Source organism: Arthrobacter sp. EPSL27, from assembly GCF_001512305.1.
Lineage (GTDB): Bacteria > Actinomycetota > Actinomycetes > Actinomycetales > Micrococcaceae > Arthrobacter.
Genome location: NZ_LNUT01000004.1, coordinates 887665 through 910090, shown reverse-complemented (window position 1 = coordinate 910090; position 22426 = coordinate 887665). Strand labels below are relative to the sequence as shown.

The following is a 22426-nucleotide window of genomic DNA, read 5'->3' as shown; positions in this document are numbered from 1 at the left end:
GTGTCCCCGGCTGACCGTCAGCTACGGCGCTGCGCGCTGCAATGTGACTTCGATCGAGTCAACCCGCTCAGCAAATACTTCGTTTTGCGCCCAGGCGCTGTTGAGGCCGGACACCACGGACTGGACGCCGGCGGCGTCGAGCCCGTCTTCAAGGTAGAGGACCACGCGAAGCTCCGGACCGGAGCCGCCGCCCGGGAGCCGGCTTCCGTCTGCCGCCAGCGTGGCGACTCCGCTCCCCGGATGAATTTCAACACGGCGGACCGCCGGAAAGCCAGCCACGGCCCCGCCCAGGTTCCGAGCAAGCTCGGGATCGGCGTACGACGGCGTCCAGTCCTGCTGCTGCGCCAGGGCCCACACGGCGGGCCGGCGCACCACGAACGTGACCGCCGAGCCGGGGTCGAGCACCAGAAGTTCCGCGCCCTCGGCCACGGCGGACAGTGCCGCCCGGGCGGCGTAGACGGCCACCGGCCGCGCGTCCGGGTGCCAGGCCTGCAGGGCGGCGGCGGAGGTGAACGCGGGCATCGCGGTCCGGCCGTCGGGTGCCTTGAGGGTGACCAGCGCCATGTCGGCCTGCTTGTCGGAGTGCAGTCCGGCCGCGCCTTCGCCTTCTTCGGCCAGGGTGGCGAGGACGGGCACAAAGACCCGGGCCGTGGCCAGCGCGGCCACCACCGCGGCCTCGTCCCCGCTGCCGTCCGCCAGGGCGGCCAGGGCGGCGAGGTAGCCGGCGTCGGCGCTGCCGTCGTCGTCCTCGAAGTTGTGGATGGTGGCGTCGTCGCCGGACAGGCTGCGTCCCGCCCAGGGCCGGCCCGCCGAATCGGTGGCGCCGCCGGCGCCGGCCAGGGCCGCCGCGATATGGCCGGGCAGCTGGCGCGCGGGGGCGGGCTGGCCGGCGGGACTGCCGGGTTCGGGGTTGCCGGGTGCCGGCGGCTGCTCCATGCTGCGGACCCGGCTAGCGGCGGCCGGCGACGTCGAGGGCCTCGGGCAGGGTGAAGTTGCCGTTGTACAGCGCCTTGCCGATGATGGCGCCCTCAACGCCCAGCGGGACGAGGGAGCGCAGCACCTTGAGGTCCTCGAGGCTGGAGATACCGCCGGAGGCCACGACGGGCTTGCCGGTTTTCTCCACCATCTGGCGCAGGAGTTCGACGTTGGGGCCCTGCAGGGTGCCGTCCTTGGTGACGTCGGTGACGACGTAGCGGGCACAGCCGGCCTCTTCGAGGCGCCCCAGGACCTCCCAGAGGTCGCCGCCTTCCTTGGTCCAGCCGCGGCCGGCCAGCGTGGTTCCGCGGACGTCCAGGCCGACGGCGATCTTGTCGCCAAAGCGGTCGATGACCCGGGCGGTCCACTCGGGGTTTTCCAGGGCCGCGGTGCCCAGGTTCACGCGGGCAACGCCCAGGTCCAGGGCCTGCTCGAGGGATTCGTCGTCGCGCAGCCCGCCGGAGAGCTCCACCTTGATGTCGAGCCGGCCCACCACTTCGCGGAGCAGCTCGGCGTTGGAGCCCCTGCCGAAGGCGGCGTCGAGGTCAACGAGGTGGACCCATTCGGCGCCCTGCTGCTGCCAGTTCAGCGCGGCTTCGAGGGGCGTGCCGTAGCTGGTCTCGCTGCCGGCCTCGCCCTGGACGAGGCGTACGGCCTGGCCGTTGACGACGTCGACGGCGGGCAGCAGTTCCAGCACGGGCAGCGGGGTTTCGGTGGTCATCGGTAGCTCCTCAGCTGTTCAGGGACGGCACGGGGGTGGTGCGCTGCCGGCGCTCAGGCAGCAGGCAAGGTCAGGAGGTAGGCGGCCAGGAGCGACATCGCGGCCAGGACGTAGAACACGGCCTGGACCCAGCGCGGGCTTTTCTGCTGGCGGAAGGACAGCGCGCCGCCTACCAGCAGACCGGCCAGTCCCATGAGCACGAGGGACCACATCTAGGCGGTCCCGGCGTCCGGGGATGCGGATTCCGGGGATGCGGGTTCCGCGGGACGGGAACGGACCCGCAGGCCCTCCACCCAGTTGCGCAGCAGGCGCGCCCCGGCGTCGCCGGACTTCTCGGGGTGGAACTGCGTGGCGCACAGCGGGCCGTTTTCCACGGCGGCGATGAACGGGGCCCCGTGCTCCGACCAGGTGACCAGCGGCGCCGTCATCCGCGGCTGGATGACGTCGAAATCCCACTGCTGGACGCCGTAGGAGTGCACAAAGTAGAAACGCTCGTCTTCAACTCCGGCGAAGAGCCTGGAGCCCTCGGGCACGGTCACGGTGTTCCAGCCCATGTGCGGCACGACGTCCGCGGGCAGGAGCTCGACCTTGCCGGGCCACTCCCCCATGCCTTCGGCTTCGGTGCCGTGTTCGACGCCGGCCTCGAAGAGGACCTGGAGGCCGACGCAGATGGCCAGCACAGGCCGGCCGCCGGCGACGCGTCGGCCGATCATGCGGATGCCGTCGACAGCTTTGAGCTCGCGCATCACCGTTTCGAACGCGCCGACGCCGGGGACCACAAGGCCGTCGGCGTTGAGCACGTCCTCGGGCTTGGAACTGAGGATGACCTCGGCGCCGGCGCGCTCCAGGGCGCGGACGGCGGAGCGGACGTTGCCGGAGCCGTAGTCGAGGACGGTGACCGTGGGCTTGCCCTCGGGCGAAGCCGGCTTCCGCGCGGCGTCCGGGTTGATGATGGCGCCGTCCTTCAGCACCTTGCCGGTCACAGCGCACCCTTGGTGGAGGGGATGCCCGTGACCCGGGGGTCGGGTTCGACGGCGGCGCGGAGGGCGCGGGCGAAGGCCTTGAACTGGGCCTCGACGATGTGGTGCGGGTCCCGGCCGGCGGTGACGTTCATGTGCAGGCAGATCCCGGCGTGCAGGGTGATCGCCTCAAAGACGTGGCGGGTCAGAGAGCCGGTGAAGTGGCCGCCGATCAGGTGGTATTCCTGGCCTGCGGGCTCGCCGCCGTGCACGAGGTAGGGCCGGCCGGAGACGTCAACGACGGCGTGTGCGAGGGCCTCGTCGAGGGGCACCGTGGCTTCGCCGAACCGGCGGATGCCGGCCTTGTTCCCGAGCGCGGTGCGCAGCACCTCACCGAAGGTGATGGCGACGTCCTCGACCGTGTGGTGGACGTCGATGTGCGTGTCGCCGGTGGCCTTGACCGTCATGTCGATCAGGGAGTGCTTGCTCAGCGCCGTGAGCATGTGGTCGTAGAACGGCACCGACGTGCTGATGTCAGAGACGCCCGTGCCGTCCAGGTCGATCTCGACCAGCACGGATGACTCGCTGGTGGTCCGTTCCATGCGTGCGGTCCGGCCCTGGGCAGCGGCTGCTCCGGTGTTGCTCATGTGGGTGTCCTTTGGCTGACGGCGGGGCCCGGCGTTCCGGCCGGGTGGATGTCCTGGGTTAAGTCTAGGCGGGCTGCACTGCGCGGCCGGCCAGGATCCGCTCGAGCGCTTCGAGGAAAGCTGTGGTTTCCGTCTCAGTGCCGGCGGTGACGCGAAGGTGCCCCGGGATGCCTACGTCCCGGATCAGCACGCCGGCGTTGAGCAGCTCCTGCCAGACCTCGTGCGGGCTGTCCAGGCCGCCGAAGAAAACGTAGTTCGAATCCGACGCGGCCGGCTTGAGACCCATGCGCAGCAGCTCGGACACGATCCGGTCCCGCTGCCGCTTGATGTCCTCGACGTCGGCCATCAGCGCGGTCCGGTGCTGCAGTGCGGCCAGCGCGGTGGCCTGGGTGATGGCGGAGAGGTGGTACGGCAGGCGGACCAGGCGCAGTGCGTCGGTGACCTCCGGGGCTGCCGCCATGTAGCCGACGCGGGCGCCGGCCAGCGCGAAGGCCTTGCTCATGGTCCGCGAGACGATGAGGCGCTCCCGGCCGGGCAGCAGCGTCAGGGCACTGGGCGTGCCGTCATGGGCGAACTCGTGGTAGGCCTCGTCCACGATCACAATGGTCTGGCTCGCTTCGCCGGCCTCGTAGACGGCCTCGACGACGTCCAGGCCAAGGCCGGTGCCGGTGGGGTTGTTCGGGGAGCACAGGAAGACGATGTTCGGCTGGAGTTCGCGGACCTGGCGGGCGGCCGATTCGGCACTCAGGCCGTAGTCGGTGGCGCGGGTTCCGGTGATGTACGCGGTGTCCGTGCCGGAGGCCAGCAGCGGGTACATCGAGTATGTGGGAGGGAACCCGAGGGCGGTGCGGCCCGGCCCGCCGAAAGCCTGGAGGATCTGCTGGAGCACCTCGTTGGAGCCGTTCGCGGCCCAGATGTTGTCCGGGCCCAGGCCGTGCCCCAGATATTCGGCCAGGGCCTCGCGGAGCTCTGTGAATTCCCGGTCCGGGTAGCGGTTCAGTCCCACTGCGGCGGCGGTAACCGCCTCGGAGATGGCGGCGCGCACATCGGCGGGGACGCCGTGGGTGTTCTCGTTGACATTGAGCAGGATCGGGACGTCCAGCTGGGGCGCCCCGTACGGGGTCAGGCCCCGGAGGTTCGTCCGGAGGGGAAGTCGGTTCAGGCGCTCTAGCTGGTCAGTCACTTAACCAGTTTAAGTGAGATCCCGGCGGCGGCCGAAACTGTGACGGGCAGGCGGCCCTACTCGGCCGGGATGAAGAGCGCCTGGCCGGGCACCACGCGGGCTGCCTCGAGGTTGTTCAGCTGGACGATGTCGGCAACGACATCGCGGGGGTCGCGCTCGGGGGCGACGGCCGCGGCGATGGCCCACAGCGACTCACCGGGCTGCACGGTGACTGTCACCGTCGGCGTGGGTGACAGCTCGGACGCCGACTCAGCGGCCTTGGCCGGGGCGTTGAAGAAGCCGCTGAGCGAGAGCAGCAGGGCGGCCAGCAGGATCAGGGGAACACCGATGAAGACAAACCGCCCGCGCCGGGTCAGCCGGAGCGGTGCCTGCCGTGGTTTCGACGTCCCGGCAGAGCCGCTGGAAGAACCGCGGCCGGATGGTCCGTCGAATGGTCCAACGGCGGGCCGGCCGTAGGCGCCGGAAACGTCGCGGCCGAAAGTATCGTGAAACGCACTTGTTGCTGACATGTACTGAGCCCTCCTGGACCATCGTGTGCCGTCCGGCGTACTCCACTTACCGCCGCCAACCGGCCTAACCTTCGAACAAAGAACCGAACGTTATGCGGTGCCCGCCATGCCTTCGACTAGAACACATGTTCGAACAACGCATTTTCAGTTTTAGCACTTATTGACGAACATTGTCGAGACTCGCTAGAACAAATGTTTGAAAAAGCCATGTGGCTGGCCTACGTTTGAGTCAAAGGTTTCGACCACAGGTTTGGATCAAAGAACAACCACTTCTGCAGTTGATCAGCAGGGTCTGACATTTCAGGCCGGAGGTTCCCGGCAGCAGCAGCCACGGCGGCCGGGTGGAACGGAAAGGCGTTGGCGAACATGGCAGCACAAGCCACTGGCGGCAGGGCCTCCCAGCGGGGTCCGCAGGCCGCCCGGCCACCCAAGAGCCTCACCGTCCGGCAAAAGAAGATCCTCGAAACCATCCAGCGCTCCGTCACGGACAACGGCTACCCGCCGTCCATGCGCGAGATCGGCGACACCGTGGGCCTGGCGAGCCTGTCCAGCGTGACGCACCAGCTGTCGCAGCTCGAAAAGCTCGGCTACCTGCGGCGTGACCCCAAGCGCCCCCGCGCCATGGAGGTACTGATGCCGCTCACCCTGGACGAGGGGCCCGCGAAGATTGCCGGCGCAGAGAAGCCGGGCGGCCTGCGCACCGTTGGCGGCCAGTCCGTTTCCGAGCTGGCCAGCGCCACGGACACCGCCATGGTCCCGCTGGTGGGCCGGATCGCGGCCGGCGGGCCCATCCTGGCCGACCAGGTGGTCGAGGACGTCATGCCGCTGCCGCGCCAGCTGGTGGGCCACGGCGAGCTGTTTATGCTCCAGGTCGCGGGCGACTCGATGATCGACGCCGCCATCTGCGACGGTGACTGGGTAGTGGTTCGCCGCCAGGGCGATGCCGTCAACGGTGACATCGTGGCCGCCCTGCTGGACGACGAGGCCACCGTCAAGACGTTCCGCCAGCGCGACGGCCACACCTGGCTGCTGCCGCAGAACACGCAGTACGAGCCCATCCTCGGCGACCACGCCGTCATCATGGGCAAAGTGGTCTCGGTGCTGCGCTCCCTCTAGGGCAAGCGCACCTCTCTCAACAGCCAAACCCCAGCAACCCAGCAACCGCCAAACAGGGCCCCGCCGCATTGCCGGACGGGGCCCTTTGCGTTCCTAGGTGGCGGGCTGGCCGGACTCCTTCGCGAGCCGTTCCAGGGCCGCCAGGGCCACTGCGGGGTCGGTGGTGGGCCAGAACGGCGGCAGGGCAGCGCGCAGGAAGCCCCCGTACCGTTCCGTGGACAGCCGTGAGTCCAGCACCGCCACCACTCCCCTGTCGGTCGTGGTGCGGATCAGCCGGCCGGCGCCCTGGGCGAGGCGGATGGCGGCGTGGGTGGCGGAGACACTCATAAAGCCGTTGCCGCCCGCCTGGGCCACTGCACGGGAGCGGGCCGTCATCAGGGGGTCGTCAGGCCGCGGAAACGGAATCCGGTCGATCACGACAAGCCGGCACGAGGTCCCCGGCACGTCCACACCCTGCCACAGCGACATGGTGCCGAAGAGGCAGGTGTCCGGTTCGTCGGCGAACTGTTTCACCAGCGCGGTCATGGTCGACTCCCCCTGGCAGAGGATGCTCAGGCCCAGCCGGGGCCGCAGGGCCTCGGCTGCGTCCTCGGCCGCGCGGCGGGAGGAGAAGAGGCACAGGGCCCCGCCGCCGGAGGCCCGGATCAGCTTCTCCAGCTCCTCGAGGGCCTCCGGGGACGTGCCGCGGCCGGGCTTGGGCAGGTGTTTGGCCACGTACAGGATGCCCTGCTTGGGGTATTCGAACGGCGACCCGACGTCCACTCCGGTCCAGCTCGGGGCGCCGGGTCCCACCAGGCCGAGGCCGCCGGCGGCGGGTTCGAAGGCCGAGCCGATGGCCAGGGTGGCCGACGTCAGGATGACGGTGTGGTCCGCGAAGAGCCCCTCGCGGAGCCGGCCCGCCACGCTGAGCGGGGCGATGTTGATCAGGGCAGGCGCGGTGTCGTCCGGCTGGGAGTAGCCCTGCTGCGGGTCGAAGGTGCTGTTCCGGGAGAACCAGACCACTTCGCGGTTCTCGCGTGCGGCGAGGAGCCGTTCGCAGAGTTCCAGGATCACCATGAGCCGGGACCGCGCGAGCTGCCGGCCGCCGTCGGCCGTGGTGGCGCTGTCGCCCTTGGAATCCGAGAGCGCCGCGCGGCAGGCGTCACGCAGCTGGTCCACGCAGTCCAGCTGTTCGCTGTTGAGGCCGTTGGGCATCAGTCCGCTGGGGACGCCGGCGACGGCCAGTTCGAGGTTGGCGGCGGCGTTGTTCAGTGCGTCCACGGTGATGCCCGTGTGCTTCCGGGCGCCCGACGCGGCGGCGTGCACCATCGCGACGGACAGCTGGCCCGAGACGGCACCGGTGACCCGGTCCTGGAGCTCGTGGGCCTCGTCCACCACCACGACGTCGTAGTCCGGCAGCACGGCGAGGCCCTCGAAGGCGCTGACGGCCAGCATGGCATGGTTGGTGACCACAACGTCGGCGTCTGCGGCGTTCTGCCGGGCAAGTTCGCTGAAGCATTCGGCCGCCAGGGGGCACTTCTGCGCGCCCAGGCATTCCATGGAGGTAACGGAAACCTGCCGCCAGGCACGGTCCGTGACGCCGGGCAGGAGCTCGTCGCGGTCCCCGGTGGCGGTGTCCTCGGCCCATTCGCGCAGCCGCACCACTTCCTTGCCCAGCTGCGACGACGGTCCGCCCATGGCCGCGGCGAAATGCGGCACGGACGTGTCTTCGCCGAGCGAGAAGAGCTGCCCTTCGGCGGGTTCCTCCGAGGGGAACCCGCCCTCCAGCTTGTGCCGGCACACGTAGTTGGAGCGGCCCTTCACGAGGGCCACCTTCACTGGCCGGTCGAGTGCCGGAGTGATGGTTTTCAGCAGGCGGGGAAGGTCCCGGCCCACGATCTGGGTCTGCAGCGCCAGTGTGGCGGTGGAAACCAGCGTGGGCTTGTCGCTGTCCAGCGAGTGGGCGATCAGCGGAATGAGGTACGCGAGGGACTTGCCGGTTCCCGTCCCGGCCTGGACCAGCAGGTGGTCGCCGCTGTCAATGGCGTGCGCCACCTGCCGGGCCATCTCGTGCTGTCCGTCGCGGCTCTGGCCGCCCATGCCGGAGACGGCACGGTCGAGCAGCTCGATGACGAACTCGCTGCCGTCCCTGCCGCCCCGGCCGGCCGGGCGCTTCCCGGCTGAAGACCGGGCGTTTTCCTGGTCTTCAGCCGGGGGTTCCTCCCCCGCCGGGCCGTCCGTACCTGTCTCCGTGCCTGCGGCCGCGCCGGTCACTGCTGCCTCAGTCATGCGCGATGAACGGATCCAGTTCAGCGGCCAGTCCCTCGCGCACCATCACGACGGCGCGGGTTCCCGCTTCCTCGTGGTCGAGGCTGAGGATCTCGGCGTCGGTCTCGTGGAGCTTGCTGAGCAGGTCACCGCGCTGGTACGGGATCAGCAGTTCCAGCTTGACGCTGGGCCGCGGGATGCCTTCGCTGATGGCCGACAGGAGCTCCGGGATACCCTCGCCGGTGCGTGCCGACACCACGACGTGGCGCGGCTCGCGCTGCTTGAGGCGTTCGACGACGTAGGGGTCTGCGGCGTCGGCCTTGTTCAGGACGATGATCTCGGGCACCTTGCGGGCGTCGACCTCACTGAACACCTTGCGGACAGCGGCGATCTGGCCTTCCGGGTCCGGGTGCGAAACATCCACGACGTGCAGGATCAGGTCCGCGTCGGCCACTTCCTCCAGGGTGGAGCGGAAGGCCTCCACCAGCTGCGTCGGCAGCGACCGGACGAAGCCCACGGTGTCGGAGAGGGTGTAGCCCAGCCCATCGGGGGTCTCGGCTTTCCGGACGGTCGGGTCGAGGGTGGCGAACAGGGCGTTCTCCACCAGGACGCCGGCATCGGTGAGCCGGTTCAGGAGCGAGGACTTGCCGGCGTTCGTGTACCCGGCGATCGCGACGGACGGAACGGCATTACGACGGCGGTTGGCGCGCTTGGTCTCGCGGGCCGGCGCCATCGCGGCGATTTCACGCCGCAGCTTGGCCATCCGGGTGCGGATCCGGCGGCGGTCCAGTTCGATCTTGGTTTCACCGGGACCACGCGAACCCATGCCGGCGCCCGCGCCGCCCACCTGGCCACCGGCCTGGCGGGACATCGAGTCACCCCAGCCGCGCAGGCGCGGGAGGAGGTACTCGAGCTGGGCCAGCTCCACCTGGGCCTTGCCCTCGCGGCTCTTGGCGTGCTGGGCGAAGATGTCCAGGATCAGTGCCGTCCGGTCGATGACCTTGACCTTGACGATGTCCTCCAGGCTGCGGCGCTGGGACGGCGCCAGCTCGGCGTCGACCACGACGGTGTCCGCGCCGGTGGACATCACGATGTCCTTCAGTTCCTGCGCCTTGCCGGAACCGAGGAATGTCCCCGGGTCGGGCTTCTGGCGGCGCTGGACGATGCCGTCGAGGACCTCGGAGCCGGCCGTCTCGGCGAGGGCGGCCAGTTCGCGGAGGGAGTTCTCGGCGTCGGCGAGGGTGCCTTCGGTCCAGAGGCCGGCCAGGACCACCCGCTCGAGGCGGAGCTGCCGGTATTCGACTTCGGTGACGTCTTCGAGTTCCGTCGAGAGCCCGGCGGTGCGGCGCAGGGCGTGCCGCTCCTCCAGGTCCTGCTGGTCGCCGTCGTAGGTGCTGTGTTCTTCGTCGAGGCGGGAGATCGCCTGCGCCTTGCCGAGGACCGGTTTGGGCCCGCCGGCGGCCGGGGCCGCGTTCCGGGAGGGGGTGTCCTTGGCGAGGATCCGGTCGATGACAGCCTGGATCTCCGCAGGACTCATGTCCTGGGATGCTGAATCGGGTCCGGTGTTGGGCTGAGTGGTCATGGTCTCCTTTAGAGGTTCGGCAGTTTCAGAATAGTGCCGATCGGTGCTGTGTGGGGCGGTATTCGCGCTGGGCTGACGGCTGGTGGTCATTCACGGCCTCCTGGAATGCCTGCGGCTACGGTGCCGGGCGGGGCTGGGCTCCGGTCGGGAGCACTGGGTAAGGACAAGGATCAGGCGTGGGGTTTGCCTTGAGGAGGGAGGAACGGTCCGCTCGGCCGGGCCTGGCGGGCACTGCCGGACTTCAAGAAATTCGGGCGCCAGCGGATGGGTCCTTTTCAGGAGCATCGGGGGTGGCGCACTGAGCGGAAGGTAACTACCTGCGTCGCTGCGGGGACGGGACCTGCGTGAAAGGGGGGCCCGTGCCGGCTACTTGAAGTTCAGGAACATGTCTTTAAGCCTAGCAGACCGGGTGGCCGCTCCCGGCCGCACGCCGGGGTTTCCCATGCTGGGGTCTCCCATGCTGGGGTTGCCCACGCCCGGTTTCCCACGCCCCGTTTCCCACGCCCGGTTTCCCACCCGGGGGCGCGGCGAACTAATCTGGCCAGTTATGGAGTCTGCACACTATTTCAGCGCCCAGCCCGCCGGGCCGTTCACCCGCAAGCCACTGACCGTGGAGCTTGCCGGGCAGACCCGGCAGGTGCTGACGTCCTCCGGCATCTTCAGCCCGGACGGCATCGACAAGGGCACCGCTGTGCTGCTGGCGGAGGCTCCTGCCCCGGCGCCGCAGGGCACGCTGCTGGACATCGGCTGCGGCTGGGGTCCCATTGCGCTGACCATGGCGCTGCGCGCACCGCACTCGCAGGTCTACGCCGTGGACGTCAACGAGCGCTGCGTGGCGCTGACCAACGAAAACGCGGCCTTGCTGGGCCTGGGCAACGTCACGGCCAGCACGCCCGACGCCGTGGACCCCGGGCTGCAGTTCGACACCATCTGGTCCAACCCGCCCATCCGGATCGGCAAGGACGAACTCCATGCGCTGCTGCTGCTGTGGCTGCCGCGGCTGGCGCCGGGCGGCTCCGCCTGGCTGGTGGTGCAGAAGAACCTGGGTTCGGATTCGCTGCAGCGCTGGCTCGCGGCGGAGCTGGACAGCAGCTTCACGGTGACCCGTGAGAGCACCTCGAAGTCGTTCCGGATCCTCCGGGTCAGGAAAGCGTCCCAGTAGCGACGATCACCGCGGGTCCGCTGAGTTCCACATGCTCGTGGCCCTCGGTGCCGAGGAAGAACTTCACACCCACCACGCCGCCGGGGACGTGGACGTTCCACACGTCGGGAGCGCCCTGGCCGGCCCAGTGGCGGATGGCGACCGCCGCGGCGCAGGCGCCGGTGCCGCAGGACTGGGTCTCCCCCACCCCGCGCTCGTGGACGCGCATGGTGACGGTCCCGACGCCGTCGTGGACCAGCGGTTCGGACGGCACCACAAACTCGACGTTGGTTCCCTGCGGAGGGGTGGGGTCAACGTGCGGTGCGGTGAACAGCTGGGTGGCCTCCAGTTCGGCCAGTTCGGCCAGCGCCACGACGGTGTGCGGGTTGCCCATGCTGACGGACAGGGCAGGCCGGGCAACTTCCAGGCCGGTGGCGCTGACCAGTGAATCCATGGCCCGCGCGGTGGCCTCGCCCGGGAAGATGAACTCCCAGGGGCCCATGTCGACGGCGTAGCCCGAGGCGGTGCGGACGATGGTTTTCGCCCCGCCGCGCGTGCCGATGGTCAGCGATTCGCCGGCCGGCAGGTCCACGAGCCCTTCGGCGATGAGGAAGTGCACAAAGACCCGGACGCCGTTGCCGCACATTTCGGAGAGTGAGCCGTCGCCGTTGCGGTAGTCCATGAACCATTCCGCATCGGGGTGCCGGGCCAGCAGCTCCTGGCCCTCGGCCAGCAGCCGGGACGGGACGGCGCGGATCAGCCCGTCGCCGCCGATGCCGCGGTGCCGGTCGCAGAGGGCCGCGACCTGTTCGGGGGCCAGTGCCAGGGCGCCGTTGGGGTCCGCCACGAGGACAAAGTCGTTGCCCGTGCCGTGGCCTTTGGAAAACTTGAGTCCGCTCAGGGCTGCAGTGTCAGCGGAGGGGTTGCGGTCAGCGGCCACGGCCAGGGATTCGTCCATGGTCCAAGGTTACGGTGCAGTTCGGGCCGCCGGAAAACCGGACCGGCTGCCGGTCCCGCGGGGCGGCCTGTCAGCCGGGGATGCAGAGGGCGGCCGCTTTGGCCACAAGGTCAGGGTCCTGCCAGTCGAGCCAGTGGATCCGGGGGTCGGCGCGGAACCAGGTGAGCTGGCGGCGGGCGAACTGCCGGGTGGCGATGATGGTTTCCTCGGCTGCCTGGGCGGCGTCGGAGCCGCCGTCGAGGACCTTGAGGAACTGGGCGTAGCCAAGGGCCCGCGGGGCGGTCCGGCCGAGCCGGAGACCGGCGGCGTCGAGCGCCCGGACCTCGTCCAGCAGCCCGCGGTCCACCATGGTGTGGACGCGGCGGGCCAGCCGTTCCCGGAGCTGTTCCCGGTCCACCTCCAGCCCGATCTGCACGGCGGGCTGGAAGTACTCGCGTGTGGGCATAAAGGAACTGAAGGGCCGCCCGGTGAGTTCGAAGACCTCCAGCGCGCGGATGATCCGGCGGGCGTCTCCGAGCCGGCCGGCGGACACCGGGTCCACCTCCTGCAGCCGCGCCCGGAGCGGCGCGGCTCCGGAGGTTTCCAGCTCCGCCTCGAGCCGGCGCCGGATGGCAGGGTCGGTGCCCGGGAATTCCAGCACGTCCAGCGCGGCACGGACGTAGAGCCCGGAGCCGCCTGCCAGGATGGCACGCTTGCCGCGGGCGTGGATGTCCGCGACCAGGTCACGGGCCTGCTGCTGGAAGTCCGAGACGCTGGCTTCCTCCGTCACGTCCAGGATGTCCAGGAGGTGGTGCGGCACTCCCCTGCGTTCGGCCATGGTGATTTTGGCGGTGCCGATGTCCATGCCGCGGTAGAACTGCATGGAGTCGGCGTTGATGACCTCGCCGTCGAGTTCCAGGGCCAGGGAGACCGCCAGGTCGGATTTGCCGGAGCCGGTGGGTCCGACGACGGCGATCACCGGCGGCGCCGCAGGGGCGGCTGCTGCCCCCGGTCCGGCCGGAACGTCTGCCGGGGCGCCCTGCTGGGCTGTCGCGGAAGCAGCCACGGCCTATCGGCCGCGGACGGGCAGGGTGGGCATGCCCAGGGAGACCCCGGTCCCGCCCGACGCCGATCCGGGCGCCGGGGCGCCGCAGGAGTCCGCCTGGGACCGGTCCCAGGCGTCGCCCGCGCGCGAGCGGCGGAGGCTGTAGTCGCCGGCTGTGGCGGGGTCCGCGACGAGGTGGAACGCCGCGGCCTCCGTGATGGTGACGGTGACGAGGTCGCCGGGACGCGGTGTCTCTGCGCCGTCGGGCACCGAGAAGTGGACCAGGCGCTGGTCCTGGGCGCGTCCGGACAGGCGGTGGGTTTCCTCCGACTTGCGCCCGGACTGGGCCGTGACCATCACCTCGACCCGCCGGCCGAGCTGGCGGGCGTTCTCTTCGGCGGCAATGCGGTCCTGCAGGGCGGTGAGGCGTTCGAAGCGCTCCTGCACCACCGCTTTGGGGAGCTGGCCCGGGAGCTCAGCGGCGGGTGTGCCCGGCCGCTTGGAGTACTGGAAGGTGAAGGCGGTGGCGAACCGGGACTTCTCCACGACGTCGAGCGTGGCCTGGAAGTCTTCTTCGGTCTCGCCGGGGAAGCCGACGATGATGTCCGTGGAGATGGCGGCGTGCGGGATTTTCTCGCGGACCTTGTCCAGGATGCCGAGGAACTTGGTGGACCGGTAGGAACGCTTCATGTCCTTGAGGACCTTGTCCGAGCCGGACTGCAGCGGCATGTGCAGCTGCGGCATGACATTGGGGGTCTCGGCCATGGCGTCGATGACGTCGTCCGTGAAGGCTGCCGGGTGCGGGCTGGTGAACCGGACACGTTCCAGGCCGGGGATCTCGCCGCACGCGCGCAGGAGTTTGGAGAACGCCTGCCGGTCGCCGAACTCCACGCCGTAGGAGTTCACGTTCTGGCCCAGCAGGGTGACCTCGATGGCGCCGTCGTCGACGAGGGCCTGGATCTCAGCCAGGATGTCGCCGGGCCGGCGGTCCTTTTCCTTCCCGCGCAGGGCGGGGACGATGCAGAAGGTGCAGGTGTTGTTGCAGCCGACGGAGATGGACACCCAGCCCGAGTAGACCGAGTCGCGCTTGGTGGGAAGCGTGGACGGGAAGACATCGAGGGATTCGAGGATTTCGAGCTGCGCGTCGTTGTTGTGGCGGGCCCGTTCCAGGAGCGCCGGCAGGGAGCCGACGTTGTGGGTGCCGAACACGGCGTCCACCCAGGGAGCCTTCTTCAGGATGGTCTCGCGGTCCTTCTGCGCCAGGCATCCCCCGACGGCGATCTGCATTCCCGGGTTCGCGGCCTTGACCGGGGCCAGGATGCCGAGGTTTCCGTAGAGCTTGTTGTCGGCGTTCTCCCGCACGGCGCAGGTGTTGAAGACCACGACGTCGGCCAGCTCCCCGGCGGAGGGGACGTAGCCGGCGGCCTCGAGCATCCCGGACATCCGCTCGGAGTCGTGCACGTTCATCTGGCAGCCGAAGGTCCGCACCTGGTACGTGCGGGGCTGCGCGGCCGGCACCGCCTCGGGGCGGGGTGTGGGCGCGGTGTCCGATGACGCGGTGTCCGGGGACGGGGTGGGGCCGGCTGCTGGGGAAGGAATGGTCAAACTCACCTGTTAAGGGTACCGGGTCGGTACGGTGCCGGGGCGCCTCAGAAATCCGGTTCCGGCTCCGCACCGGTAGCTGCCACAGCCTCATCGAGCACTTCGCCCACGATCCGGAACGCCAGGGACGGCTGGTATCCCTTGCGGGCCAGCATGGACGCCAGCCGGCGGGTGGTCTTGTCCCGCTCGGCACGGTCCGCGAACCCGGTGGTGCCGCGGAGTTTGCGCTGGACCAGGTCGCGGGCCGCGGATTCCTCGTCCGCGTCGCTGAGCTGCGCCAGGGCACCGGCCGCAGTGGCGTCGTCGATGCCCTTGTCCGCGAGTTCCCGGCGGAGGGCGCCCTTGGCGAGCTTGCGGTTCTGGGACCTGGACCGGACCCACATGTCGGCGAAGTCCGCGTCGTCGACCAGTTTCACTTCTTCGAAGCGGTCCAGGACGGCCTCGGCGACGTCGTCCGGAACGTGGCGTTCGGCCAGTTTGCGGGCGAGCTGCAGCCGGCTTTTGGGCGAGTTGGTCAGCTGCCGCAGGACGATGGCACGTGCGACAGCCGCCGGGTCCGCGTCCGGATCCAGTTCCGGGGACGGCGCCCCGGCGGGCCGGGAACCTGCGCTGCGCGTTCCCCCGGCCCCGGAGGACCTGCCGGACTTGCGTGAACTGCGGGAGCCGCGTGCACTGTGGGACTCGCGGGAACTTCGGGACTCGCGGGAACTGCGGGACTCGGCACCCGGGCCGGCATCGCCGTCCGGGTCGAGGCTCCAGGGAAGGAACCCCGGCCCGGTGCCGGCGCCGGTATTAGAAGCCGTCAACGGCCTTCAGCTTCGGGGAGTCTTCGCCCTCCTCGGCAGGCTTCACGCCAACGCCGAGCTTCTCCTTGATGAGCCGCTCCAGTTCGGCGGCGAGCTCGGGGTTGTCGCGCAGGAAGCGGCGGGAGTTCTCCATGCCCTGGCCCAGCTGGTCACCGTCATAGGTGAACCAGGAGCCCGACTTCTTGATCAGGCCGTGCTCGACGCCCATGTCAATGATGCCGCCTTCACGCGAAATACCCTGGCCGTAAATGATGTCGAACTCGGCGATCTTGAAGGGCGGGGCCATCTTGTTCTTGACGATCTTGGCCTTGGTGCGGTTACCGACGGAATCCGCGCCCTCCTTGAGGGTCTGGATGCGGCGGACGTCGATACGGATGGAGGCGTAGAACTTCAGGGCCTTGCCGCCGGTGGTGGTTTCCGGCGAGCCGAAGAAGACGCCGATCTTTTCACGCAGCTGGTTGATGAAGATGGCCGTGGTCTTGGTCTGGCTCAGGCGGCCGGTGATCTTACGGAGGGCCTGGCTCATGAGGCGGGCCTGCAGGCCGACGTGGCTGTCGCCCATATCGCCCTCGATTTCCGCGCGCGGAACCAGTGCCGCCACGGAGTCGATGACCACGATGTCCAGCGAGCCGGACCCCACCAGCATGTCCATGATTTCCAGGGCCTGCTCGCCGGTGTCCGGCTGGGAGACGAGGAGGGCGTCGGTGTCGACGCCCAGCTTGGCGGCGTACTCCGGATCGAGGGCGTGCTCGGCGTCGATGAACGCGGCGATGCCGCCCAGTCGCTGGGCGTTGGCCACCGCGTGCAGCGCGACGGTGGTCTTACCGGAGGATTCCGGACCGTAGATTTCCACCACGCGGCCGCGGGGCAGGCCGCCAATGCCAAGGGCGACGTCCAGTGCGATGGATCCGGTCGGGATGACCTCGATGGGCGCACGGACTTCGTCGCCAAGGCGCATGACCGAGCCTTTGCCGAACTGCTTGTCAATCTGGGCAAGTGCTGCGTCGAGCGCCTTCTGGCGATCCGGGGCTGCGGCCATGGTTCACACCTCTAATACTTTCTCGCTGTGGAGGGGCCTGCGGGGCCCCGGGTAGTGTTCGTGATCAGTTTTCTGTCATTACTGAAGCTACTGGCATCCACCGACAGAGCTTCCTGCTCGCCCCGCGTATGTGGAAAAACACTCTGCAAAAAGCATAGTCCCACCCGAACAGATATTCGAACAATCAGTCCGGCGTGTCAGCGGCGCAACGCCGGAACGGCGCATCAATCGGCACATCAACCGGCACATCAACCGGCAAGCCGGCAGCGGGGCTCAGCGCGGTTTGACGTCGCGGCCCAGCCGCCGTTCCGGCGGAACATCCTGCACGTCACACAGGGCGAGCCAGACCTGCTTGGGCGGCATGCCGGCGGCCAGGGCCTGGTCCGCCGTCCGCCCGCCGGCTCCGGCCAGGACCAGGGAACTGCTGAGGACACGGGAGTACCCGGCCCCGAATTCGTCGTCCATGAGGCGCCAAAAATCACTGATTCGCACCCTTCGAGTCTCTCACGCCCCGGGAGACTCTAGAATGGTTGCCATGATCACCCCGGCCGAAGGCCCCCGGATCCCCGGCCCGGCCGATGACTCCACCGAAGCCGCACTGACCGCCGTCGAGCACCAGCTGAGCATGCTGTGGCGCCGCGCCCGTTCCGTCTCCCACCAGCTCTCCCGCCAGGTGCACCCCGACATGGAACCGGCAGCCTATGGCCTGCTCTCGGTGATCCGCCGCGAGGGCGCGATCCGGCTGACCGAGCTGGCGTCCAGCATCGGCGTCGGGAAGCCCTCGGTGAGCCGGCAGATCGCGTTCCTGGAGCGCCTGGGTCTGGTGGCCAAGGAACCGGACCCGCTCGACGGCCGCGCGCAGATGATCCGGCTGACGCCCGCGGGCGAGGAGAAGATGCACGAGGTGCAGGACGCGCGGCGCGAAGTGTTCCGGGAACGCCTCGGTGAATGGCCGCTGGAGGAGCTGCAGAGCCTGGCCGGCTACATCGGGAAACTCAATGCCACCTACGAGCGGGACGGATTCCCCCGGGTCGACCCCCACTAGTTGCACCCTTATGGAGCAGGGCTGTCCCGCCGGCACGTCTCCGGCCCCGGCCTGAGGAGGGCACGCAAAAGACCCCGGCACACCGCCGGGGTCTTTTTGTCGAATAGGGGTGCCGGGGCTAGCGCGCCCCGGAGAGCAGGCCCTTGGCCAGCTCGTCATTAAGGTCGGAGTTGAGTTCACGGTCCAGGTCACGGCCGTAGCGCTGTGCGAACTCCTGGGGAACGGTGTCCGGAACGGCGACACCCTCGGCGACGGCGACCCGGTCGCTGACTTCCCGGAGCATGCTGGACAGCGGAACATCGAGGGCCGAGCAGATCGAGGAGAGCAGCTCCGAGGAGGCTTCCTTCTGGCCGCGTTCCACTTCACTCAGGTAGCCCAGGGAAACGCGGGCACTGTGCGAGACTTCGCGGAGGGTACGGCCTTGGCGTTGGCGGACATCGCGCAGTACATCACCGATTTCGTGACGAAGTACAACCATCTTGCGCTCCTTCTGTTCGCTCTTAGCCTGATCGGCGAGGCCCACATCCTTCCAGCGGACAACGCCGTTTACGGATACGGGCTGCTTTACCATCTGTATCGCCTTGCTCCCTCTTAGGTCGGGCCCGCTGGTCAAAGCGGACACTGATGATGCTTTCATCCTAGGCGCCTCCGTTGTTCGGAAGCGACACAATGTAACAACTATTAGGAATCAAGTTTTGTTCCCGGCAACTTTACGCCCGGTAGCCTTCGTCCTTCAGGGCTTCCAGCAGCCGCTCCAGCGCCGCGGCGCAGGCCTGCCCGCGGATTTCCGGCCGGCTGCCCTCGAAGCTGTAGCCGTACGACGCCGAGCCCGCCGCCGTCGCGACGCCGATGAACACGGACCCCACGTCCTTGCCGCCGTGCGGCTCGGGACCGGCGACGCCGGTGGTGGAGACGCCGATGTCGGCGCCGCAGGTCCGGCGTGCCCCTTCGGCCATGGCCTCGGCGACCCGGCCGTCCACCGCCCCGACACTGTCCAGCAGGTCCCGCGGCACTCCCAGCACCTCGGCCTTGACGGAGTTCTGGTAGGACACCACGCCGCCCTGCAGCATGCCGGAGGCGCCGGGCGTGTCGGCCAGGACGGCGGCCACCATGCCCGCGGTGAGGGATTCGGCCGTGGCGACGGTCTGGCCGCGGGCGATCGCCGTGGTGACGGCGTCCTCGGCGAGGTGGTGCAGGTTCACGGGGCGGTGGGGTCCGGTCATGGCTTGCCCTCCTGGCTCTGCTGCTGCCGGGCCCGGATGCCGCTGGCGCGCAGCTTGAGGGCCTCGATGACGTATTCGCCGCCGGTCCAGACGGTGATGGCGAGGGCCGCCATCATCACCACGAACGCCACGACGCCGAGCCACGGCGCGATCGAGGCGAGCGGCAGGATGTACAGGAAGATCGCCACCGTCTGGATGACGGTCTTGAGCTTTCCGCCGCGCGAGGCCGGGATCACGCCGTACTTGATGACGAAGAACCGCAGTGCGGTGACGCCCCATTCGCGGACCAGGATCAGGATGGTGACCCACCACGGCAGTTCCTGCAGCAGGGAAAGCATCACGAGTGCCGAGCCGGTGAGCAGCTTGTCGGCGATCGGGTCGGCGATCTTGCCGAAGTCGGTGACCAGGCCGCGGCTGCGGGCGATGTCGCCGTCGAGCTTGTCGGTGTAGATGGCGACGGCGAACGTGGCGGCGGCGACCCAGCGCCAGACGCCGTACTGGGGCTCGAGGCCGGGCGCGTCAAGCAGGAGGAACCAGACGAAAAACGGCACCATCACAATCCGCAGCATCGTCAAGATGTTGGGCAGGTTCCAGATCTGCGAGGCGGATCCGGGGCTGTTGGTTTCGGCGCTAGTCACGTTCCTAGGCTACCGTCCGGTGAGCGACCAGGCGTCCTCGGAACCGTCCTCGTCATCCCCGGAGCCGCCGTCGGCGCCGTCGTAATACTCGGTGCTTTGGGTCCGCCGGTCCAGGTCGTCGGCGACGAGGTCCTCCGCGTAGCCGCCCTGGGCGATGTTCGCGTTGGCGTTCTCGCTCAGCGCCGCGGTCTGCGAATCGCCGGCGGGCATTTCCATGCCCTTCATGGCGGCGAGGACGGTGGCCAGGTCATCGGGCTTGACCAGCACGTCGCGGGCCTTGGACCCCTCGGAGGGGCCCACCACGCCGCGGGACTCGAGCAGGTCCATCAGCCGGCCCGCCTTCGCGAAGCCGACGCGCAGCTTGCGCTGCAGCATCGACGTCGAACCGAACTGGGTGGTGACGACCAGTTCGGTGGCCTGCAGCAGGACCTCGAGGTCGTCTCCGATGTCGTCGTCGATCTGCTTCTTGGGCGCGTCGGGAGCCACGTCGTCGCGGTATACGGCCTTGAGCTGGCCCTTGACGTGCTCCACCACCTTGTGGATTTCGGACTCGGTGACCCAGGCGCCCTGGACGCGCATGGCCTTGGAGGCGCCCATCGGCAGGAACAGTGCGTCGCCCTGGCCGATGAGTTTCTCGGCGCCCGGCTGGTCCAGGACCACGCGGGAGTCGGTGACCGAGGACGTCGCGAACGCCATCCGGGACGGCACGTTGGCCTTGATCAGGCCGGTGACGACGTCGACCGAGGGCCGCTGGGTGGCGAGCACGAGGTGGATGCCGGCTGCACGGGCCAGCTGGGTGATGCGGACAATGGAGTCTTCGACGTCGCGGGGCGCCACCATCATCAGGTCGGCGAGTTCGTCCACAATCACCAGCAGGTACGGGTAGGCCCGGATGACCCGCTTGGACCCCTCCGGCGGGTGGACCTTGCCGGCCCGGACGGCCTTGTTGAAGTCGTCGATGTGCTTGAAGCCGTAGTTGGCGAGGTCGTCGTAGCGGGCGTCCATCTCGCGGACCACCCACTGCAGGGCCTCCGCGGCCTTCTTGGGGTTGGTGATGATCGGGGTGATCAGGTGCGGGACGCCCTCGTAGGCGGTGAGTTCCACGCGCTTGGGGTCCACCATGACCATGCGGACCTCGTCGGGGGTGGCGCGCATCAGGATGGACGTAATCATCGAGTTGACGAACGACGACTTGCCGGCGCCGGTGGCGCCTGCGACAAGCAGGTGCGGCATCTTGGCGAGGTTCGCGACGACGTAGCCGCCCTCGACGTCCTTGCCGACACCCATCACCATCGGGTGGTCGGTGCGCCGGGCGTTCTGGCTGCGGAGGACGTCGCCCAGGGAGACGGTCTCGCGGTCCGTGTTGGGGATTTCGATGCCGATGGCCGACTTGCCGGGAATGGGGCTCAGGATGCGCACGTCCGAGCTGGCCACGGCGTAGGAGATGTTCTTGGACAGCGCGGTGACGCGCTCCACCTTGGTGCCCGGGGACAGTTCGATCTCGTAGCGGGTGACTGTGGGGCCGCGGCTGAAGCCGGTGACCTGGGCGTCCACGTTGAACTGGGTGAGGGTCTCGGTCAGCGAGGCGACGATGGCGTCGTTGGCCTCGGTGCGTTCCTTCGGGATGGAGCCCGGGGTCAAGACGTCCGACGCCGGGAGCGTATACGTCACGTCGCCGGCGAGCGAGAGCTGTTCGGTGCGCTGCGGGATGGGCGTGGGCAGGGGCGCCGGGGCCACGGGGTTGGAGGGGACCTAGGCGTCGGCGACGACGCCGGCGGGTTGGAGGGGACCTTGGCGGCGGCGACGACGCCGGCCGCGGGCGGGGCCGGGGGTCCGCCGGCGGCCATTCCGGGGGAAACGAGCGGGATCGCTTCGGTGGCGTTCTCCCCCGCTGCGGCGCTGCCGAGGCCCTGGGCTGCCTTGATCTTCTCGACGGCGATCTCGGCCTGGGTGGGACGGCGGACGCCGGGGGCGGCGGCCTTGGCGGCGCTCTTCGCGGCCGCCTTGGCATCCCCTCTTGCCTCAGCGGCCGTCCGGGCCGCCTCGGCTTCCTCGTCCGCGATGAGTGCCCGTTCGAACGCCTCGTCGCCGACGTAGCCTTCGAGTCCGGCGTCGTCCTCGTGGTCTTTGCCGAAGAGGCGGCGGCGCCTCTTCTTCGCCGGTGCGGGATCGTTTTCGTAAAGGTAGCTGCGGTCATGGCCGTCAGCGTGGCCGTCGTGGTCCTGCAGGTCGATGCCCATGAGGTGCTCATAGGCGCCGCGCAGCCGGGCGGGGATCGCACCGAACGGCGTGGCGGTGACGATCAGCAGGGAGGTGAAGGCGAGCAGGCTGTAGGCGGCCAGCGGCACCGCGGCGTGGATGGCGGCGAGCGGGGCCGCGGCAAGGTAGCCGAGCATGCCGCCGGCCTGGCGGAGCCCGTCGAACCCCTCGGCGACGGTCGGTTCCCCGCCAATGACGTGGGCGAGGCCGCACCCGGCAAAGGTCATGATCAGGAAGCCAATCCCGATCCGGTTGTTGCCGCGGCCGTCGACGGGCTGGCGGAACAGGCGGAAGGCGCAGACGAAGAGCATCAGCGGCAGCAGCAGCGACATCCAGCCAAAGGTGCCGTTGACGATGCTGTAGACCATGTCCGGGAACCAGCCCTGGAAACCCCACCAGGCGAACGTGGCCACGAAGACGCCGAGGGCGAGGTTGAACAGGGCTGCGCCGTCGCGGCGTTCCTCGGGCGCGAGGTCGCTGACGTCGTAGCCGATCCGCCGGATTCCGGCGCCGACGACGTGGGCGACACCCAGCCAGGCGCCGGCCACCACCCTGACCAACCACGGCTGTTGGGGTTCGACGGCGGCCAGCTGGCGGGTGCGCGCGGCGCTGGACGTCCTTCCCGATTTGGACGCGGCCGAGCCGGAGCCCCTGGCCGGGGAGCCTGATTTGCCGCTGGAGTTACCTCGTGGCGCGGAGGAAGTACGAGTCGCCATACCCGCTACGGTACCCGACGCCGGGCAGAAAACCCC

The 22426-nt window shown here is 69.3% G+C and carries 21 protein-coding genes and 1 pseudogene; 3 read left to right on the top strand and 19 right to left on the bottom strand.

What is annotated here, in order from left to right; translation table 11 throughout:
- Positions 1–21 precede the first annotated feature (21 nt).
- From AR539_RS08770 to AR539_RS08745, 7 genes are all read right to left on the bottom strand, one after another.
- Positions 22–936: an SseB family protein gene (locus AR539_RS08770; protein ID WP_082699258.1), complete on the bottom strand. Its 915-nt coding sequence runs from the start codon at positions 934–936 to the stop codon at positions 22–24.
- Positions 937–949: 13 nt separating this feature from the next.
- Positions 950–1696, bottom strand: coding sequence for a bifunctional 1-(5-phosphoribosyl)-5-((5-phosphoribosylamino)methylideneamino)imidazole-4-carboxamide isomerase/phosphoribosylanthranilate isomerase PriA (gene priA / locus AR539_RS08765; protein WP_066434943.1), 747 nt, complete (start codon positions 1694–1696; stop codon positions 950–952).
- A 53-nt stretch (positions 1697–1749) separates the two neighbouring features.
- A complete protein-coding gene (locus tag AR539_RS19490; protein ID WP_197410578.1) occupies positions 1750–1908 on the bottom strand; it encodes a hypothetical protein in 159 nt (52 codons plus the stop codon).
- A complete protein-coding gene (gene hisH / locus AR539_RS08760) occupies positions 1909–2679 on the bottom strand; it encodes an imidazole glycerol phosphate synthase subunit HisH (protein ID WP_066434941.1) in 771 nt (256 codons plus the stop codon).
- Complete coding sequence (hisB, locus tag AR539_RS08755) at positions 2676–3302, bottom strand: imidazoleglycerol-phosphate dehydratase HisB (RefSeq protein WP_066434939.1); 627 nt, start codon at positions 3300–3302, stop codon at positions 2676–2678. The genes hisH and hisB overlap by 4 nt, the downstream gene beginning before the upstream one ends.
- A gap of 64 nt (positions 3303–3366) precedes the next feature.
- Positions 3367–4485, bottom strand: coding sequence for a histidinol-phosphate transaminase (locus tag AR539_RS08750; RefSeq protein ID WP_066434936.1), 1119 nt, complete (start codon positions 4483–4485; stop codon positions 3367–3369).
- Between the two features lie 56 nt (positions 4486–4541).
- Entirely contained in the window at positions 4542–4841 is a 300-nt protein-coding gene (locus tag AR539_RS08745) for a LysM peptidoglycan-binding domain-containing protein (protein WP_066436374.1), read from the bottom strand.
- Positions 4842–5360: 519 nt separating this feature from the next.
- Between AR539_RS08745 and lexA the strand changes: the two genes are divergently transcribed.
- Positions 5361–6110 carry a transcriptional repressor LexA gene (gene lexA / locus AR539_RS08740; protein ID WP_066434933.1) on the top strand — a complete coding sequence of 250 codons (750 nt, stop codon included), beginning with the start codon at positions 5361–5363 and terminating at the stop codon, positions 6108–6110.
- A gap of 93 nt (positions 6111–6203) precedes the next feature.
- Here lexA and AR539_RS08735 read toward each other — a convergent pair whose 3' ends face one another.
- Positions 6204–8378, bottom strand: coding sequence for an ATP-dependent DNA helicase (locus tag AR539_RS08735; RefSeq protein WP_269433689.1), 2175 nt, complete (start codon positions 8376–8378; stop codon positions 6204–6206).
- Positions 8371–9939, bottom strand: coding sequence for a GTPase HflX (gene hflX / locus AR539_RS08730; protein WP_066434930.1), 1569 nt, complete (start codon positions 9937–9939; stop codon positions 8371–8373). Before hflX ends, AR539_RS08735 begins: the two co-directional genes overlap by 8 nt.
- A gap of 547 nt (positions 9940–10486) precedes the next feature.
- On the opposite strand from hflX, the gene AR539_RS08725 reads away from it, so the two are divergent.
- Positions 10487–11101 (top strand): class I SAM-dependent methyltransferase, encoded by a 615-nt coding sequence (locus AR539_RS08725; RefSeq protein WP_066434927.1) that lies wholly within the window; start codon positions 10487–10489, stop codon positions 11099–11101.
- Here the strand turns inward: AR539_RS08725 and dapF are convergent.
- The 6 genes from dapF to AR539_RS08695 form a co-directional block, all read right to left on the bottom strand.
- Positions 11082–12038 (bottom strand): diaminopimelate epimerase, encoded by a 957-nt coding sequence (gene dapF / locus AR539_RS08720; protein ID WP_066434924.1) that lies wholly within the window; start codon positions 12036–12038, stop codon positions 11082–11084. The two genes, AR539_RS08725 and dapF, sit on opposite strands and share 20 nt — an antisense overlap.
- 70 nt (positions 12039–12108) lie before the next feature.
- Positions 12109–12996, bottom strand: a complete 888-nt coding sequence (miaA, locus tag AR539_RS08715; RefSeq protein ID WP_066434921.1) for a tRNA (adenosine(37)-N6)-dimethylallyltransferase MiaA — start codon at positions 12994–12996, stop codon at positions 12109–12111.
- A gap of 90 nt (positions 12997–13086) precedes the next feature.
- Positions 13087–14673 carry a tRNA (N6-isopentenyl adenosine(37)-C2)-methylthiotransferase MiaB gene (gene miaB, locus AR539_RS08710; RefSeq protein ID WP_197410577.1) on the bottom strand — a complete coding sequence of 529 codons (1587 nt, stop codon included), beginning with the start codon at positions 14671–14673 and terminating at the stop codon, positions 13087–13089.
- Positions 14674–14711: 38 nt separating this feature from the next.
- The gene (locus tag AR539_RS08705; RefSeq protein WP_066436365.1) at positions 14712–15236 is read right to left on the bottom strand and encodes a regulatory protein RecX; all 525 of its coding nucleotides are present in this window, start codon (positions 15234–15236) and stop codon (positions 14712–14714) included.
- Between the two features lie 220 nt (positions 15237–15456).
- Positions 15457–16509: a recombinase RecA gene (recA, locus tag AR539_RS08700; protein ID WP_066434917.1), complete on the bottom strand. Its 1053-nt coding sequence runs from the start codon at positions 16507–16509 to the stop codon at positions 15457–15459.
- 273 nt (positions 16510–16782) lie between these two features.
- Positions 16783–17001: a DUF3046 domain-containing protein gene (locus AR539_RS08695; protein ID WP_066434915.1), complete on the bottom strand. Its 219-nt coding sequence runs from the start codon at positions 16999–17001 to the stop codon at positions 16783–16785.
- A 43-nt stretch (positions 17002–17044) separates the two neighbouring features.
- Here AR539_RS08695 and AR539_RS08690 point away from each other — a divergent pair, with 43 nt between their 5' ends.
- The gene (locus tag AR539_RS08690; RefSeq protein ID WP_066434911.1) at positions 17045–17554 is read left to right on the top strand and encodes a MarR family winged helix-turn-helix transcriptional regulator; all 510 of its coding nucleotides are present in this window, start codon (positions 17045–17047) and stop codon (positions 17552–17554) included.
- A gap of 118 nt (positions 17555–17672) precedes the next feature.
- Here AR539_RS08690 and AR539_RS08685 read toward each other — a convergent pair whose 3' ends face one another.
- The 4 genes and pseudogenes from AR539_RS08685 to AR539_RS08670 all read right to left on the bottom strand — a co-directional run bounded on the left by AR539_RS08685 (position 17673) and on the right by AR539_RS08670 (position 22390).
- A complete protein-coding gene (locus AR539_RS08685; RefSeq protein ID WP_066434909.1) occupies positions 17673–18125 on the bottom strand; it encodes a helix-turn-helix domain-containing protein in 453 nt (150 codons plus the stop codon).
- A gap of 139 nt (positions 18126–18264) precedes the next feature.
- On the bottom strand, positions 18265–18777 hold the full coding sequence (locus tag AR539_RS08680) for a CinA family protein (RefSeq protein WP_066434907.1): 513 nt from the start codon (positions 18775–18777) through the stop codon (positions 18265–18267).
- The gene (pgsA, locus tag AR539_RS08675; RefSeq protein WP_066434905.1) at positions 18774–19415 is read right to left on the bottom strand and encodes a CDP-diacylglycerol--glycerol-3-phosphate 3-phosphatidyltransferase; all 642 of its coding nucleotides are present in this window, start codon (positions 19413–19415) and stop codon (positions 18774–18776) included. Before pgsA ends, AR539_RS08680 begins: the two co-directional genes overlap by 4 nt.
- Before the next feature lie 9 nt (positions 19416–19424).
- Positions 19425–22390: pseudogene (locus AR539_RS08670) on the bottom strand (DNA translocase FtsK).
- Positions 22391–22426: the final 36 nt, after the last annotated feature.